This window comes from Novosphingobium sp., assembly GCF_965229225.1.
Classification (GTDB): Bacteria; Pseudomonadota; Alphaproteobacteria; order Sphingomonadales; family Sphingomonadaceae; genus Novosphingobium.
Genome location: NZ_OZ245867.1, coordinates 1,517,627 through 1,531,014, shown reverse-complemented (window position 1 = coordinate 1,531,014; position 13,388 = coordinate 1,517,627). Strand labels below are relative to the sequence as shown.

18 protein-coding genes are annotated in these 13,388 nt (G+C 67.4%); 13 read left to right on the top strand and 5 right to left on the bottom strand.

Annotated elements, in window-relative coordinates; translation table 11 throughout:
• Nucleotides 1-22: 22 nt before the first annotated feature.
• Both ACO06X_RS06890 and ACO06X_RS06885 read right to left on the bottom strand, forming a co-directional pair.
• Nucleotides 23-2,581 (bottom strand): ABC transporter permease, encoded by a 2,559-nt coding sequence (locus tag ACO06X_RS06890; protein WP_421839201.1) that lies wholly within the window; start codon nt 2,579-2,581, stop codon nt 23-25.
• Nucleotides 2,578-3,261: an ABC transporter ATP-binding protein gene (locus ACO06X_RS06885; RefSeq protein ID WP_421839864.1), complete on the bottom strand. Its 684-nt coding sequence runs from the start codon at nt 3,259-3,261 to the stop codon at nt 2,578-2,580. The genes ACO06X_RS06890 and ACO06X_RS06885 overlap by 4 nt, the downstream gene beginning before the upstream one ends.
• Before the next feature lie 99 nt (nt 3,262-3,360).
• Here ACO06X_RS06885 and ACO06X_RS06880 point away from each other — a divergent pair, with 99 nt between their 5' ends.
• On the top strand, nt 3,361-4,047 hold the full coding sequence (locus ACO06X_RS06880; protein ID WP_421839200.1) for an arylesterase: 687 nt from the start codon (nt 3,361-3,363) through the stop codon (nt 4,045-4,047).
• Nucleotides 4,048-4,223: 176 nt separating this feature from the next.
• Here the strand turns inward: ACO06X_RS06880 and recF are convergent, their stop codons facing one another.
• The gene (recF, locus tag ACO06X_RS06875; RefSeq protein ID WP_421839199.1) at nt 4,224-5,297 is read right to left on the bottom strand and encodes a DNA replication/repair protein RecF; all 1,074 of its coding nucleotides are present in this window, start codon (nt 5,295-5,297) and stop codon (nt 4,224-4,226) included.
• Between the two features lie 307 nt (nt 5,298-5,604).
• Complete coding sequence (gene pspF, locus ACO06X_RS06870; RefSeq protein WP_421839198.1) at nt 5,605-6,642, bottom strand: phage shock protein operon transcriptional activator; 1,038 nt, start codon at nt 6,640-6,642, stop codon at nt 5,605-5,607.
• Nucleotides 6,643-6,826: 184 nt separating this feature from the next.
• Here pspF and ACO06X_RS06865 point away from each other — a divergent pair, with 184 nt between their 5' ends.
• The 11 genes from ACO06X_RS06865 to ACO06X_RS06815 all read left to right on the top strand — a co-directional run bounded on the left by ACO06X_RS06865 (nt 6,827) and on the right by ACO06X_RS06815 (nt 10,918).
• Complete coding sequence (locus ACO06X_RS06865; RefSeq protein WP_421839197.1) at nt 6,827-6,988, top strand: hypothetical protein; 162 nt, start codon at nt 6,827-6,829, stop codon at nt 6,986-6,988.
• Nucleotides 6,988-7,803 carry a phage shock protein PspA gene (pspA, locus tag ACO06X_RS06860; RefSeq protein WP_421839196.1) on the top strand — a complete coding sequence of 272 codons (816 nt, stop codon included), beginning with the start codon at nt 6,988-6,990 and terminating at the stop codon, nt 7,801-7,803. The genes ACO06X_RS06865 and pspA overlap by 1 nt, the downstream gene beginning before the upstream one ends.
• A 3-nt stretch (nt 7,804-7,806) precedes the next feature.
• Nucleotides 7,807-8,115, top strand: a complete 309-nt coding sequence (pspB, locus tag ACO06X_RS06855; RefSeq protein ID WP_298173885.1) for an envelope stress response membrane protein PspB — start codon at nt 7,807-7,809, stop codon at nt 8,113-8,115.
• Nucleotides 8,112-8,495 (top strand): envelope stress response membrane protein PspC, encoded by a 384-nt coding sequence (gene pspC, locus ACO06X_RS06850; RefSeq protein WP_421839195.1) that lies wholly within the window; start codon nt 8,112-8,114, stop codon nt 8,493-8,495. The genes pspB and pspC overlap by 4 nt, the downstream gene beginning before the upstream one ends.
• 28 nt (nt 8,496-8,523) lie before the next feature.
• A complete protein-coding gene (locus ACO06X_RS06845; protein ID WP_421839194.1) occupies nt 8,524-8,805 on the top strand; it encodes a hypothetical protein in 282 nt (93 codons plus the stop codon).
• Complete coding sequence (locus ACO06X_RS06840; protein WP_421839193.1) at nt 8,805-9,164, top strand: hypothetical protein; 360 nt, start codon at nt 8,805-8,807, stop codon at nt 9,162-9,164. Before ACO06X_RS06845 ends, ACO06X_RS06840 begins: the two co-directional genes overlap by 1 nt.
• On the top strand, nt 9,161-9,445 hold the full coding sequence (locus tag ACO06X_RS06835; protein WP_421839192.1) for a hypothetical protein: 285 nt from the start codon (nt 9,161-9,163) through the stop codon (nt 9,443-9,445). The genes ACO06X_RS06840 and ACO06X_RS06835 overlap by 4 nt, the downstream gene beginning before the upstream one ends.
• Nucleotides 9,446-9,482: 37 nt before the next feature.
• Complete coding sequence (locus tag ACO06X_RS06830) at nt 9,483-9,731, top strand: hypothetical protein (protein ID WP_421839191.1); 249 nt, start codon at nt 9,483-9,485, stop codon at nt 9,729-9,731.
• 19 nt (nt 9,732-9,750) lie between these two features.
• Nucleotides 9,751-9,975, top strand: a complete 225-nt coding sequence (locus tag ACO06X_RS06825; RefSeq protein ID WP_421839190.1) for a hypothetical protein — start codon at nt 9,751-9,753, stop codon at nt 9,973-9,975.
• A gap of 177 nt (nt 9,976-10,152) precedes the next feature.
• Nucleotides 10,153-10,563, top strand: coding sequence for a SufE family protein (locus tag ACO06X_RS06820; RefSeq protein WP_421839189.1), 411 nt, complete (start codon nt 10,153-10,155; stop codon nt 10,561-10,563).
• Nucleotides 10,564-10,567: 4 nt separating this feature from the next.
• Nucleotides 10,568-10,918, top strand: coding sequence for a YbaN family protein (locus ACO06X_RS06815; protein WP_421839188.1), 351 nt, complete (start codon nt 10,568-10,570; stop codon nt 10,916-10,918).
• A gap of 103 nt (nt 10,919-11,021) precedes the next feature.
• On the opposite strand, the gene ACO06X_RS06810 is transcribed toward ACO06X_RS06815, so the two are convergent.
• Nucleotides 11,022-11,528, bottom strand: a complete 507-nt coding sequence (locus ACO06X_RS06810; protein ID WP_421839187.1) for a sterol desaturase family protein — start codon at nt 11,526-11,528, stop codon at nt 11,022-11,024.
• A gap of 144 nt (nt 11,529-11,672) precedes the next feature.
• Between ACO06X_RS06810 and leuC the strand changes: the two genes are divergently transcribed.
• Nucleotides 11,673-13,103: a 3-isopropylmalate dehydratase large subunit gene (leuC, locus tag ACO06X_RS06805; RefSeq protein ID WP_421839186.1), complete on the top strand. Its 1,431-nt coding sequence runs from the start codon at nt 11,673-11,675 to the stop codon at nt 13,101-13,103.
• Nucleotides 13,104-13,388 lie beyond the last annotated feature (285 nt).

Here is a 13,388-nt window from a genome sequence, read left to right as displayed (position 1 = left end):
TGCGATCTCTGCGCGAAACCAATCAAAGCGCCCGCAGCGCTTCCGCCGGCCGGGTCCGCAGCACCGATAGCGATCCCGCCACCGCCAGCACCATCACCAGCGCCACGCCTCCAGCCAAAACGCCCAGCACGCGGCCCCAGTCCGGCGCCCAGTCGAACTCGAACAGTTCCACGATCACCAGCCACGCGGTCCCGCCGCCCAGCACCAGCGCCACCAGCGCCAGCACGGCGCTCAGCAGCGCATATTCCGCCGCCAGCAGCGCGAGGAGTTGCCCCCGGCTCGCGCCCAGCACGCGCAGGATCACGCTGTCATACTGTCGCGCCGCCCGCGCCACCGCGATGGCGCCGGCCAGCACGGCCAGCCCGGCCAGCACCGCCACGCTCGCCGCGGCAAAGATCGCGGTGCCGACTTGCCCCAGCAGCGTACGCGCCTGCCCCAGCACCGGCCCCACCTCGATCACCGAACTTTCCGGCAGCGCCTTGACCAGCCCCGAAAGGATCGCGCGCCGCACGGCCTGCCGCTTCTCCGGTGCCGCCCCCCCGTGACCTCCTAGCGTGATCGTCGCGGCAAAGGTATGCGGCGCGTCTTCCAGCGCATTGGGGCTGAACACCAGCGCATAGTTGAACCCGAACGAGGACCAGTCGATCCGCCGCAGCGAAGCCACCCGCGCCTCGCGCTCGGTGCCGAGCAGGCTGATGCGCAGCCTGTCGCCCACCTTGAGGCCAATGGCTTTTGCCTGATCCTCGTCGACCGAAACCAGCGGTTCGCCCTTGTAGTCCTTCGGCCACCAGCGCCCGGCGCTCAGCACGTTGCCTTGCGGGATATCCTCGGCATAGGTCAACCCCCGGTCGCCGCGTAGCAGCCACGAATCCTCGGGGATCGCCTTGAGCGCCGTCACCTCGGTCATCGCGCCTTCCGGCCCATAGGCCAGCACCGCGCCGCGCATCGAAGGCAACATCCGCACCGCCGCGCCCGGCGCCTCGCGCCGCACCAGCGCCTTGAACGTTTCCGCGCCAGCACCGCGCGGCACGTCGAGCACGAAGTAATCCGGCGCCCGCTGCGGCACGCGCTTGGCGATATTGGCATCGATGCTCGTCTGCACTGCCGCCAGCATCACGAAGGCCGCCAGCGCAAAGCCCAGCGCCACCACCAAGGCGGAAGTCTGCGCCCCCGGCCGGTGCAGATTGCCCAGCGCCATGCGCAGCAAGGGCCGCTTGGGCCGGGGCAGCCGCGCCGCCACCCACGAAAGGCCCCGCCCGATCAGCGCGAGAAGCGCAAAAACCGCCGCCGCCCCGCCGAGGAACCCTGCTGCCAGCCACGGTTGCGGCGAAGTCAGCACCGCCAGCGCTGCAATCCCGCTCAGCCCCACACCCACCGGCAGCACCCACAACGGCACTCGCCAGCCGCGCCCCAGCGGCGCCACCCGCGCCCTCAGCAAGGCCATCGCCGGCACCCGCCGCGCGTCCAGCAGCGGCGGCGCGGCAAAGGTCAGTGCGATCAGCAGGCCATAGGCTCCCGCCACCGCCAGCGCCCCCGCATCCGCGGTGAACCCCGGCGGGATCGGCAGCAACCCCTCCAGCGCCCGCGCCAGCAGCGGGGTGATGCCCACGCCCAGCAGCAGCCCCAGCGCAATCGCCGCCAGTGCCGCCGCCGCGATCTGCAGCAGGTAGATCCGCACAATATCGCCCGCATCCGCGCCAAGGATCTTCAGCGTCGCAATGCTTGCCCGCCGCGCCTCGAGGTACGAGGAGACGCCCCCCGCAATCCCGATTCCCGCAATCCCCAGCGCCGCCAGCGCCACCAGCACCAGAAACTGCCCCATGCGCTCGACAAACCTGTCCAGCCCCGGCGAAGCCTTGTCGCGCGTGCGGACCTGAAACCCGCTGCTCGCAAACCGCGCCTTGAAGGCATCGGAAAGCGCCGCCGGATCGGCCTTTTGCGGCAACCGCAGCCGGTACTTCCACCGCGCCATCGAGCCGACTTGCACCAGCCCCGAGGCAGCGAGCGCTTCCTCGCTCACGATCACTGTCGGCCCCAGCGCAAAGCCTTCGGAGAGGCGGTCCGGCTCGCCCGCGATTACGCCGCCGATGATGAGTTCGGCCTGACCGATCTTCAGTCGGTCTCCCGCCTTGACCCCCAGCCGGTCGCCCACGCCGGGATCGATCCACGCGGTCATCCCCTGCGGCGCACCGGCGCGGCGTCCGCCCTCCACGGTGAACGCGCCATACAGCGGCCACCGCGCATCGACCGCCTTCAATTCCACCGGCACCGCATCGTCCGCGCTTTCGGCCCGCCGCGCCATCGCCTGCAGCCGCACGCCCTGCGAAACCGTGCCCAGCCCGCGCATCGCTTCCAGCTCCGCAGGTGCGGCCTCGCGCCCGGCCAAGGTCAGCTCCAGATCGCCGCCCAGCATGGACTGCCCACGCGCCGCCAGCTCACGCCCGATCCCGCCCGTCAGCGTTCCAATGGCAGAAAGCGCCGCCGTCCCCAGCACAAGGCACACGATCAGCAGCCGCAGCCCGCGAAACCGCCAGTCCAGCCCCCGCCGCGCCAGCCGCCAGGCAAGACTCCAGCGGCTCACAACGCGCTGTCCGAAACGATCCGTCCATCCTCCAGCCGTACGATCCGCCCGCAGCGCTGCGCCAGTGCCTCGTCATGCGTCACCATCAGCAAGGTCGCGCCCACGTCCGCCACTTGCGCAAACAGCAGATCCGCCACCGCCTCGCCATTGGCATGGTCAAGGTTGCCCGTCGGCTCGTCGGCAAAGACCAGCGCCGGGCGCGGAGCCAGCGCGCGGGCAATCGCCACGCGCTGTTGCTCGCCGCCCGAAAGCTGCGCCGGATAGTGCCCCATGCGGTGCGCGAGGCCCACCGCCTCCAGCGCCGCTCTTGCAGCAGGTGCCGCATCGCGCACGCCTGCCAGCTCCATCGGCGTTGCCACGTTTTCCAGCGCGGTCATCGTCGGCAGCAGGTGAAACGCCTGCAGCACCACGCCGATCCGTCCGCGCCGCGCCGCCGCCAGCGCATCCTCGGAAAGGCCCATGAAGTCCTGACCAGCGACCGTCAGCGTGCCGCTTCCTGCGCGCTCCAGCCCCGCCAGCACCGCCAGCAGAGAACTCTTGCCCGAACCCGAAGGCCCCAGCAGCGCGACTGTCTCCCCCGGCATGACCGCAAGGCTCACCCCGCGCAGCACATTAACCCGCGCCTCGCCTTGTCCAAGGCTCAGCGCCAGATCACGCGCGTCGATGACGGGGGCTGAGATCAGGGGGGCAGGGGAGGGCGAGCCGGTGGCGGTGCTTGTCACTTCCCGCTATTGCCACGAATGGGTTGCACCTCGCAACCTAGCCCTTGAGGACTCCCGATGCGCCGCCTGATCCCGCTGCTTGCCCTCGCGATGGCCGCCTGCTCGCAGCCAGCGCCGCCGCCCGAAGCCCTCCAGACAAAGGCCGCCGCCGCCGCGCCCGCCATTCCCGCCGATGCGCCCGTCATCCTCGCCTTCGGAGACAGCCTCTACGCCGGCTACCGTCTCGCACCGGGTGAGGGCTATCCGCCCCGCCTCGAAGCCGCGCTGAACGCTGGCGGCATCAAGGCCCGCGTCGTCAATGCCGGCGTCTCGGGCGATACCACCGCCGCCGCGCGCGAACGGCTCGCCTTCACGCTCGACAACCAGAGGCGCAAGCCCGCGCTCGTCCTCGTCGGCCTCGGCGGCAACGATATGCTGCGCGGCCTGCCGCCCACCGAAACGCGCGCCAATCTCGATGCGATCCTGACGGAACTCGACAAGCGCGACATCCCCGCGATGCTCACCGGCATGCTCGCCGCGCCCAACATGGGGAAGGACTACGTCAGCGCCTTCAACCCCATTTTCCCTGCGCTCGCTGCCAAGCACAAGGCTCCGCTCGTCCCGTTCTTCCTGCAGGCGGTGATCGGCAACGACAAGCTTCTGCTCGATGACCACATCCACCCCACGGCGGAAGGCGTGAACCGGATCGTCGCGGCGACCAAAGACGATGTGGCGAAGGCGCTCAAGGCCGCAACGGAGCGCTAGGGTTCGCTCAATTCGGATTGCTTCACCACTCGTACAGGCAACCTTGCCCCCAAAAAATAGGGACAGTCCCCATTTTACGAAATCATTCATACCCACATAAATAACTGTTTAATAAAAATAAAATAGGGACAGTCCCTATTTTTTCCGCAAGCGGGAGGGGGCAAGCGCAACCCTACCTACTCCCGCACAACCGCCCCATCCGCCACGCGCCACACCGCGGCGTTCGCGCCCAGACCCTCGAACGGCGCTAGCTCCGTCCCCGTCATCCACACTTGCGCGCCCGCCTCGGCCAGCCGCTCGTAAAGGGCCGCGCGCCGCACCGGATCGAGGTGCGCCGCGATTTCATCCAGCAGCAGCACTTGCGGCCGAGCGCCTGCCGTCAGCGCTGCATGGGCGAGCACGATCGAAATCAGCATGGCCTTCTGTTCGCCGGTCGAACAGTCCGCCGCTGGTGCGGCCTTGGCCGCCAGCGTTACGCCCAGATCATCGCGGTGCGGCCCGGTCAAAGTCCGCCCCGCCGCGCGGTCGCGCCGCCGCCCTTCGCGCAAAGCCGCGCGCAAGGCCTCCGCCTCAACCGGCCCGCCCGCGACATAGGCCAGCGCCGGCCGCGCAAACGGCGCCTCGGGCAGATCCGCCAGCGCGCCCGCCAGTCCATCGATCAGTCCCGCCCGCGCCCGCGCCAGTTCCGCGCCCGCTTCGGCGAGGCCGACCTCGATCCCGTCGAGCCACAGCGGATCAGGCTCCCCCGGTCCTTCCAGCAGCCGGTTCCGCTCGCGCAGCGCCGTCTCGTAGCGGCTGGCGACCCGCGCATGCCCCGGTTCCACCGCCAGCACCAGCCTGTCGAGAAACCGCCGCCGCGCGCCCGCGCCTTCGGCAAACAGGCGGTCCATCGCAGGCGTCAGCCAGGTGATCGAAAGCCATTCGCCCAGCCGCGCCGCGGGCCCTTCCGCGCCGTTGATGCGCACCGTCCGCCGCCCCGGTGCTGCGGGCGTGGTCGCGGTCGCCAGCGCCACGTCGCCGCCGCCTAGTTCCGCCGCCACGGCAAAGCTGCCATCCCCGCCGCGCGCCGCCATTTCCGCCGGATTCGCACGCCGCAGGCCGCGCCCTGGCGAGAGTAGCGAGATCGCCTCCAGCACATTGGTTTTCCCCGCGCCGTTCTCCCCGATCAGCACGTTGAAGCGCGCCGTCTCCTCCAGCCGCGTCGCGGCATGGTTGCGAAAATCGCGCAAGGTGAGGCGGGTGAGGGGCATCATTCAGCCGTTAGATGGATTCTCTCGGAGGCGCAAAAGGAAGGGGTCTCGCGCAGAGATCGCAGAGGCGCGGAGAAAATGATTTTCGCGCAGAGATCGCAGAGTTCGCAAAGATGTTGAGTGCGCCGCAGGCTCTCTTCTGAGAGACGACCTCACGAAATGTTAGCGCGGCTTCGCCGCAAGATGAACATCTCAGCGATCTCTGCGCGCTCTGCGCGAACCATTTTTCCTTTCTCCGCGCCTTTGCGCCTCCGCGCGAAAATCTCTTCCCTTCGCCGCCTCACATCGCCGCGATCCCTGAGAAGATCTAACCCTCACCCCGCTCCAGCAGCCCGTGCTTCTTCAGGCAGTGCCGCAGCTGATCATAGGTCAGCCCCAGCGCCTTCGCCGTCTGCCGCTGGTTATACCGATTGCGGCCCAGATGGTGCTCCAGGATCGCCCGCTCGTGCGCATCGACCGCGCCGCGCAAGTCGCTCACGCCGTCCAGATCGTGCTGAACCACAGGCGCAGGGGCCTCCGCCGGCGCGCTCCCCGCCGCCTTCACCGGTGCCGCCGCCACCCCCGCTGGCCGCCACGGGCTTTCGAACGGATCGAACTGGATATGCCCTATCGCGCGCGAAGGGTCGTCCCAGCGATAGACTGCGCGCTCCACCACATTGCGCAGCTCGCGCACATTGCCCGGCCAGGCATAGTCTTCCATCTGCTTCGCCACGTGCGCGGCAAAGCCCGGCCAGCTTGGCCAGCCCAGCTCTGCCGCCATGCGCCGCGCATAGTAGTCGGCCAGCACCGCAATGTCCCCCTCGCGCACGCGCAGCGGGGGGAGCGTGATCACCTCGAAGCTGAGCCGGTCGAGCAAGTCGGGCCGGAAGCGCCCTTCGTCGGCCATTCTCGGCAGGTTCTCGTTGGTCGCCGCCACGATCCGCACATCGACCATGATCGGCTTGTTAGCCCCGATCCGCGCCACTTCGCCATATTCCACCGCGCGCAGCAACCGCTCCTGCGCGCCCATTGAAAGCGTGCCCAGCTCGTCGAGGAACAGCGTGCCGCCATGCGCCTCTTCAAACCTGCCCGCCCGCGCCCGCGTCGCGCCGGTAAAGGCGCCCGCCTCGTGTCCGAACAGCTCCGCCTCGATCAAGGTCTCGGGCAGCGCCGCGCAGTTCATCGTCACCAGCGGTTCCTGCCACCGCGTCGAAAGGCGGTGGAGGCGTTCGGCGATCAGTTCCTTGCCGGTCCCGCGCTCACCGATCACCAGCACCGGGCGGCGCATCGGCGCGGCGCGGCTGGCGCGCTCCACCGCATCGAGGAAGGCGCTCGATTGGCCGATGAACTGAACTTCGCGATCCATGGAACGCCCCGCTTCGTAGCTTGTCCCAAGGTCTAGCAGAAATTCCCAAGCCTAGGCAAGAATCCCCACATAAGCGATTTCGCTGATCCGCCAAAACGCCGGAATTGCTGGGCTTCTGCAGTTTGGCACGCCCCATGCAAAGCAAGGATCAATTCCCGCACAGGGAACCAACAGGAGACTTTCGATGTACACTGCCCGCTTCTTCTCGACCCAGCTCGGCCGCGCGGCGCTGATCAGCATCGCAGCGATGACGGCGCTCAACGTCGCCGTCGCCACCCGCCCGGTTGCCGCCGCGGCTCCCCAGGTCGTCGCCTCCAGCGCCGCGATCACGGGTGAGCTCGCCTGATGGGCGCGGACACGCCCTTCAAGCCAGTCGGGCGCTCGCAATCCCGTTTCGAAATCGAGCTTGGTGCGCTACGCCGTCCCGATACCGAAACCCCGCGGCCTTCCGCCTCGTTTACCACCGGAGCCAACCTGATGGGCATCTTCTCCCGCACCCGCGACATCATCGCCGCCAACTTCAACGACCTGCTCGACAAGGCGGATGACCCGGCCAAGATGATCCGCATGATCATCATGGAGATGGAGGAAACCCTCGTCGAAGTGCGCGCCTCGGCTGCCCGCACCATCGCCGATCAGAAGGAGATGGCCCGCCACGTCGCCAAGCTCGATCGGCTCCAGGCCGATTGGGCGGACAAGGCCCAGCTCGCCCTTTCCAAGGGCCGCGAAGACCTCGCCCGCGCCGCGCTCGTCGAAAAGAACAAGGCCGCCGACATGGGCGCGCAGCTTGCCGGCGAAATCAAGGTGCTCGACGATTCGATGCGCGCCTACGAGGCTGACATCGAAAAGCTGCAGACCCGCCTGCGCGAAGCCCGCAGCCGCCAGACCGCGATCGCGGCCCGCCTCGAAAGCGCCGAAAACCGCGTCCGCCTGCGCACGCTGATGACCAGCGAACGCGTCGACGAGGCTCTCTCGCGCTTCGACCAGCTCGAACGCCGCGTCGATTATGCCGAAGGCCGTGCCGATGCGCTCAGTCTCGCCGATGGCGCCCAGCCCAACCTCGCGGACGAAATCGCCGCGCTCGCCGGGCAGGACAAGGTCGATGAGGAACTCGAAGCCATGAAGCGCGCGCTTGGGCAGAGCGAAAGCAAGGAGGGCTGATCGATGGAAGAGATTTTTGTCCCGCTGATCGCGATGGTCTCGCTGTTCATCGCCTTCCCGTGGATCGTGCTCCACTTCATTACCAAGTGGAAAACCGCCGCCACGCTCACCTCGGGCGATGAGGCGCTGCTCGACGAGCTCTATCAGCTCGCCCGCCGCCTCGATGAACGCATGGACACCGTCGAACGCCTCGTCGCCGCCGACAATCCGGAATTCCGTCCCGCTCGGGTTCTGCCCGATCTCGACGCCGACAATCAGAAATTGCGCGAGCTGGACCGTCTGGTCGCGCAGCAGAGGGGGATTTCCAAATGAGCAATCAGCTGCCCCAGCGCACCAAGTTCTATCGCGACAAGGTCAACGGCAAGTTCATGGGCGTGTGCTCCGGCATCGCCGACTACACCGGGATCGATGTCCTGTGGGTCCGGATCGGCTTCCTGGTCCTTGCCTTCTCGATGGGTTGGCCGTTCCTGATCTACTTCGCGCTGGGCTTCCTGGCCGAAAAGAAGCCCGCCCGGCTCTATGTCGACCGCGAAGAGCAGAAGTTCTGGCAGGGCGTGCGCCAGTCGCCGGCCCGCACCGCACGGGAAGTGCGCAGCACCTTCCGCGATATCGACCGCCGCCTCGCCGAAGTCGAACAGTTCTACGTTTCGGGCAATCCGCGCCTCTCGGCAGAGATCGAGAAGCTGCGCTGATCGCCTGAACCTCCCCGGGGGAATTTCCATGGACAACGGTACGCTCGCGCTAATGATCCCGGTGCTTGCGCTGATCATCCCGATCATTGCGATCTGGACCTCGCACCAGCAGAAGATCGAGAAGATCCGCTCTGATGCGCTGGGCGAAGTCGGCAATCAGGCTGCCGCCCGCGCCGCCGCACTCGAAGAACGGGTCCGCGTCCTCGAAGCCATTGTCACCGACAAGAGCTACGACGTCGCCAGCCAGATCGAGGCGCTGCGGGATTCGGCGCGCCGGGATGGCTCGGCCATCGAACACGGGAGGAACTGATGGGCGCCGAGGAAATCTCGAAACTCGTGGAGCTCACCCCGCTGATCAGCACGATCACGCTGGCCACGCTCGGTGGCTGGGTGCTGACCACCTGGCTGCGCATCCGCCACGGCTACCCGCTTGATGGTGCCTGGGGGCAGGCGGTCTATCCCAAGACCAGCACCGCCGAGCAGGAGCGGATCAAGCTGCTCAGCCAGGAAAACGCCCAGCTCCGCGCCGAACTCGGCTCGGTCAAGGATCGCCTCGCCAATGTCGAGCGCATCGTCACCGACAGCGGCTATCAGTTGACTCACGAGATCGAGGCGCTGCGCGCCTCCGACACCAAAGCGCCGCATACCACCAGGAGCACCAAGCAATGAACGCCGCCGATGCGATTGCCTTTGCCGCGCTGATGATCGGCCTGATTTCGATCATCGGGGTCGTCGCCGATGTCTACAAGCGCCGCCTCGCCTTCAAGGAGCGCAAGCTGGAGCTCGCCGCCAAGGAAAGCGCCGAACAGGCCGCCAGCTTTGCCGCGCAGGCGCAGAAGCTCGAACAGCGGGTCCGTGTCCTCGAACGCATCGCCACTGATCGCCAGGGCCAGGAAGTGGCCGCGCTCGCCAGCGAGATCGAAGACCTGCGCACCGCAACCGCCAACTGATTTCCCCACCTGAACCCCGTCACCTGAGGACTGATCCATGAGCTTCTGGAGCGCCATTGTCGCGATCGTCGCGATCCTCGCCTGGGCCAAGATGCGCAGCGCCCGTTACGAGGCCGGCCTTGGCCACCCGCTCGCCGAACTGCGCAATGCCAGCCGGGCCGATCCCGCGCTCGAACGCGAAGTGATCGAACTGAGGAAGCGCGTCGAAGTGCTCGAACGCATCCTCACCGATGGCCGCGATGCCAGCCGCCTCGCGCAGGATATCGAAGCCCTGCGCGAACACTGAGACGAAGGAGAGTGCCGCCATGCCCTTCACAACAGCCGCCGTGCTCGCCGCCGCCTCGCTGGTGGCCATCGCGATCCTTGCCCGCACTGCACTCACCGCGTGGAACGGCTGGCTCGATCTCCAGCGCACCCAGCTCGCCCGCCCGGCGGATGGCACCCACCACGCGCTCGGCATGATCGATCTCAGCGACATCAAGGAACGCCTGCGCAAACTCGAAGCCATTGCCGCCGGCGTCGATCTCTGACGACTACGGTCCTCCCCATTTTTGCCGCAGGCACAAACGGGGAGGTGGCCCGCGAAGCGGGTCGGAGGGGTAATCCCTCCCCGAACTCGTCTCGGGGAGGTGGCAGCCCACAGGGCTGACGGAGGGGTACTCTCTACCGTCTTGCCCACCGCGCCCAATCCGCTATGTCCGCCGCCCATGAGCCAGCTCGACGACATCCTTGAAGAGTATGAATTCCTCGACGCGGACGAACGCTACCGTCTGCTGATCGATCTCGGTCGCAAGCTGGAACCCATGCCCGAAGCGCTGAAAACCGACGCCACCCTCGTGCGCGGCTGCTCGGCCAGCGTCTGGGTCTACCCGGTCGCCGGTGATGGCAACGCGCTGCACTTCCTCGCCGATAGCAACGCCGCGATCACCAAGGGCATCGTCGCGCTCGTCCTCGCCGCGGTGCAGGACCGGCCGGCCGGCGAAGTCGCCGAAACCGATATCGCTGCGCTCCTCGCGCCCTTCGACCTCAAGAACCAGCTCTCATCGAACCGCACCCAGGGCGTCCCCAACATGATCGCCCTCGTGCGCGAACACGCCGCGCGGATCGCGCAGGGGTAGCCACATGCGCCGCCACCTCTGGACCGGCGCTGGCCTCATGTTCGTTGGCATCGGCACAGTCGGCGCGTTCCTGCCGCTGCTCCCCACGGTGCCGTTCCTGCTCCTTGCGCTGTTCTGCTTCGCGCGCGGCAATCCGGTGTGGGAGCAGCGCCTGCTCGACCACCCGACCTATGGCCCGCTGCTCCTCGATTGGCGCCAGCGCCGCGCCATCCCCCGCCGCGCCAAATGGGCCGCGCTGATCGCGATGGCCGTCTCGGTACTGGTGACGGGCTTCACCGCCGGCTGGCCATGGGTGCTGATCCCGCTCGCCGTGATGGCCCTTTCCGGCACCTGGATCTGGACCCGCAACGAATAAATAGGGACAGTCCCCATTTTTTATTGGCGTGAAAACAGGTGTAAATTACTCTTTGCGCTTGGTGAAAATGGGGACTGTCCCTATTTTTCGGGCCTGCGCGCGCTCAATCCACCGCGTCGCGCACCACCGCAATCCCAGCCTCGCGCTGGCGCCGCAGTTCCTGCTTCAGCTTGGCCGGATCGAGCGCGATGATGAAGCCGAAGCTCACCCCGCCTTCCTTGCCGATCGTCGCATGGTGCAACTTGTGCGCCTGCACCACCCGCTTGAAATAGCCCTTGCGCGGCACATACCGAAACCAGCGCTGGTGGACGAGGCCGTCGTGGATCAGCGTATAGATGATCCCGTAGATCAGCACGCCCACGCCGATCCAGGTCGCCGGCCACCAAGCATAGGCGCCGGCCACCAGCGGACTGCCAATCATGAACCCGCTGATCGACATCGCCGCGCCGACCACGGCATAAAGGTCGTTGCGCTCGAAAAAGCTGTCATGCGGCTCGTGGTGGTCGCGGTGCCAGGCCCAGCCGAAGCCGTGCATGACATACTTGTGGCTGCTCCACGCCACGAACTCCATCGCCCATACGGTTGCGAACACGATCAGGAACTGAATCATGCGCAGCCCTCTACACCACCAAGCGCCGCGTTCCCAGCCATCCTCTCGGGCAGGTCTGAAATGCCCCCAACGGGCAACAAAATTGCGTCACCGCCCGCTGCCACGCCTTGAAATGCCCCCGCGCCGGGTCTAGCGCGCCATACCATGAACAGCACCGCCAAAACGCTCTACGAAAAGATCTGGGCCGCCCACGTCGTCGAGGATCGCGACGATGGCACCAGCCTCGTCTACATCGATCGCCACCTCGTCCATGAAGTGACGAGCCCGCAGGCGTTCGAGGCGCTGCGCCTTACCGGGCGCAAGGTGCGCCGCCCCGATCTCACGCTCGCGGTGCCCGATCACAACCTGCCGACAACCGCCCGCCGCGATTCCCACGGCGCGCGCGTGCCGATCCCCGATCGCGAAAGCGCCGCGCAGCTCGAAGCGCTCGAAGCCAACGCGCCCGCCTTCGGCATCCGCTATATCGGCGATGCGGATGCAGAGCAGGGCATCGTCCACGTCGTCGGGCCGGAGCAGGGCTTCTCGCTCCCCGGCGCGACCATCGTCTGCGGCGATAGCCACACCGCATGCCACGGCGGCCTCGGCGCGCTCGCCTTCGGCATCGGCACGAGCGAGGTCGAGCACGTCCTCGCCACGCAGACGCTGCTCCTGAAGCGCTCCAAGACGATGGAAGTCCGCGTCGAAGGCACGCTGCTCCCCGGCGTCACCGCCAAGGATGTCGTCCTCCACATCACCGGCGTGCTCGGCGCGGCGGGCGGCACCGGCCATGTCATCGAATATACCGGGCAGGTCATCCGCGACCTCTCCATCGAAGGCCGCCTCACCGTCTCCAACATGGCGATCGAACACGGCGCCCGCGCCGGCCTCATCGCGCCGGATGACAAGACCTTCGCCTACCTCAAGGGCCGCCCCTACGCGCCCAAGGGTGAGGAATGGGACAAGGCCGTCGCCTGGTGGCGCAGTCTCGCCACCGATGCCGGCGCGAAGTACGACAAGACGGTCGTGATCGATGCCAAGGACATCGCCCCCAGCGTCACCTGGGGCACCAGCCCGGAAGACGTCCTCCCCATCACCGGCGTCGTCCCCGCGCCCGAAAGCTTCGCCGATCCGTCCAAGCAGGCCGCCGCGCGCGCCAGCCTCGATTACATGGGGCTCGAACCCGGCCAGCCGCTCACTTCGGTCGAGATCCAGAACGTGTTCATCGGCAGCTGCACCAACAGCCGCATCGAAGACCTGCGCGCTGCTGCCGCCGTGCTCAAGGGCCGCAAGAAGGCCGCGAACGTCACCTGGGCCATCGTCGTCCCCGGCTCGGGCCTCGTGAAGCGTCAGGCCGAGGAAGAGGGCCTCGACAAGGTGTTCATCGAGGCCGGCCTCGAATGGCGCGAACCGGGCTGCTCGGCCTGCCTCGGCATGAACCCGGACAAGGTCCCCCCCGGCGAACGCTGCGCCAGCACCTCCAACCGCAACTTCGTCGGCCGCCAGGGCCCTGGCGCGCGCACGCACCTCGTCTCGCCCGCCATGGCCGCCGCCGCAGCGGTGACGGGCCGCCTGACGGACGTGCGCGAACTGGTCTGAGCCGCCCCGACTCCACCTCCCGCAGCGCCTCCCGCTCGCCTTGTCCGGTTATGCTGTCGGCCCGCCTTGCCCTGTGCACGGCTGGTCGACAGCGCCAATTCGGGCTGATTCAGGCATTTGTACGTATCGGCAACGTTCTGTCGCAGCACCCGCACGGTGCAGCCTTGCCACGACCTATCTGAACCCGTCTGTTCATCTGGCAGAAAGCCTGCTCCAGCAGGGAAGAGACGAAGCCGTTCATCTTGGCGCCGCAAAACCTTGCTGCGGCGCATCCGGCTTCTGCCC

Bases quoted from the DNA above. Each gene is read 5' to 3' on its own strand.
- ACO06X_RS06880 (WP_421839200.1), top strand. From the start codon at position 3,361: ATGCGCCGCCTGATCCCGCTGCTTGCCCTCGCGATGGCCGCCTGCTCG.
- ACO06X_RS06835 (WP_421839192.1), top strand. From the start codon at position 9,161: ATGAACGCCGCCGATGCGATTGCCTTTGCCGCGCTGATGATCGGCCTG.
- ACO06X_RS06830 (WP_421839191.1), top strand. From the start codon at position 9,483: ATGAGCTTCTGGAGCGCCATTGTCGCGATCGTCGCGATCCTCGCCTGG.
- ACO06X_RS06815 (WP_421839188.1), top strand. From the start codon at position 10,568: ATGCGCCGCCACCTCTGGACCGGCGCTGGCCTCATGTTCGTTGGCATC.
- ACO06X_RS06845 (WP_421839194.1), top strand. From the start codon at position 8,524: ATGGACAACGGTACGCTCGCGCTAATGATCCCGGTGCTTGCGCTGATC.
- recF (WP_421839199.1), bottom strand. From the start codon at position 5,297: ATGCCCCTCACCCGCCTCACCTTGCGCGATTTTCGCAACCATGCCGCG.
- pspB (WP_298173885.1), top strand. From the start codon at position 7,807: ATGGAAGAGATTTTTGTCCCGCTGATCGCGATGGTCTCGCTGTTCATC.
- ACO06X_RS06840 (WP_421839193.1), top strand. From the start codon at position 8,805: ATGGGCGCCGAGGAAATCTCGAAACTCGTGGAGCTCACCCCGCTGATC.
- pspC (WP_421839195.1), top strand. From the start codon at position 8,112: ATGAGCAATCAGCTGCCCCAGCGCACCAAGTTCTATCGCGACAAGGTC.
- leuC (WP_421839186.1), top strand. From the start codon at position 11,673: ATGAACAGCACCGCCAAAACGCTCTACGAAAAGATCTGGGCCGCCCAC.
- ACO06X_RS06865 (WP_421839197.1), top strand. From the start codon at position 6,827: ATGTACACTGCCCGCTTCTTCTCGACCCAGCTCGGCCGCGCGGCGCTG.
- ACO06X_RS06820 (WP_421839189.1), top strand. From the start codon at position 10,153: ATGAGCCAGCTCGACGACATCCTTGAAGAGTATGAATTCCTCGACGCG.
- pspF (WP_421839198.1), bottom strand. From the start codon at position 6,642: ATGGATCGCGAAGTTCAGTTCATCGGCCAATCGAGCGCCTTCCTCGAT.
- pspA (WP_421839196.1), top strand. From the start codon at position 6,988: ATGGGCGCGGACACGCCCTTCAAGCCAGTCGGGCGCTCGCAATCCCGT.
- ACO06X_RS06810 (WP_421839187.1), bottom strand. From the start codon at position 11,528: ATGATTCAGTTCCTGATCGTGTTCGCAACCGTATGGGCGATGGAGTTC.
- ACO06X_RS06825 (WP_421839190.1), top strand. From the start codon at position 9,751: ATGCCCTTCACAACAGCCGCCGTGCTCGCCGCCGCCTCGCTGGTGGCC.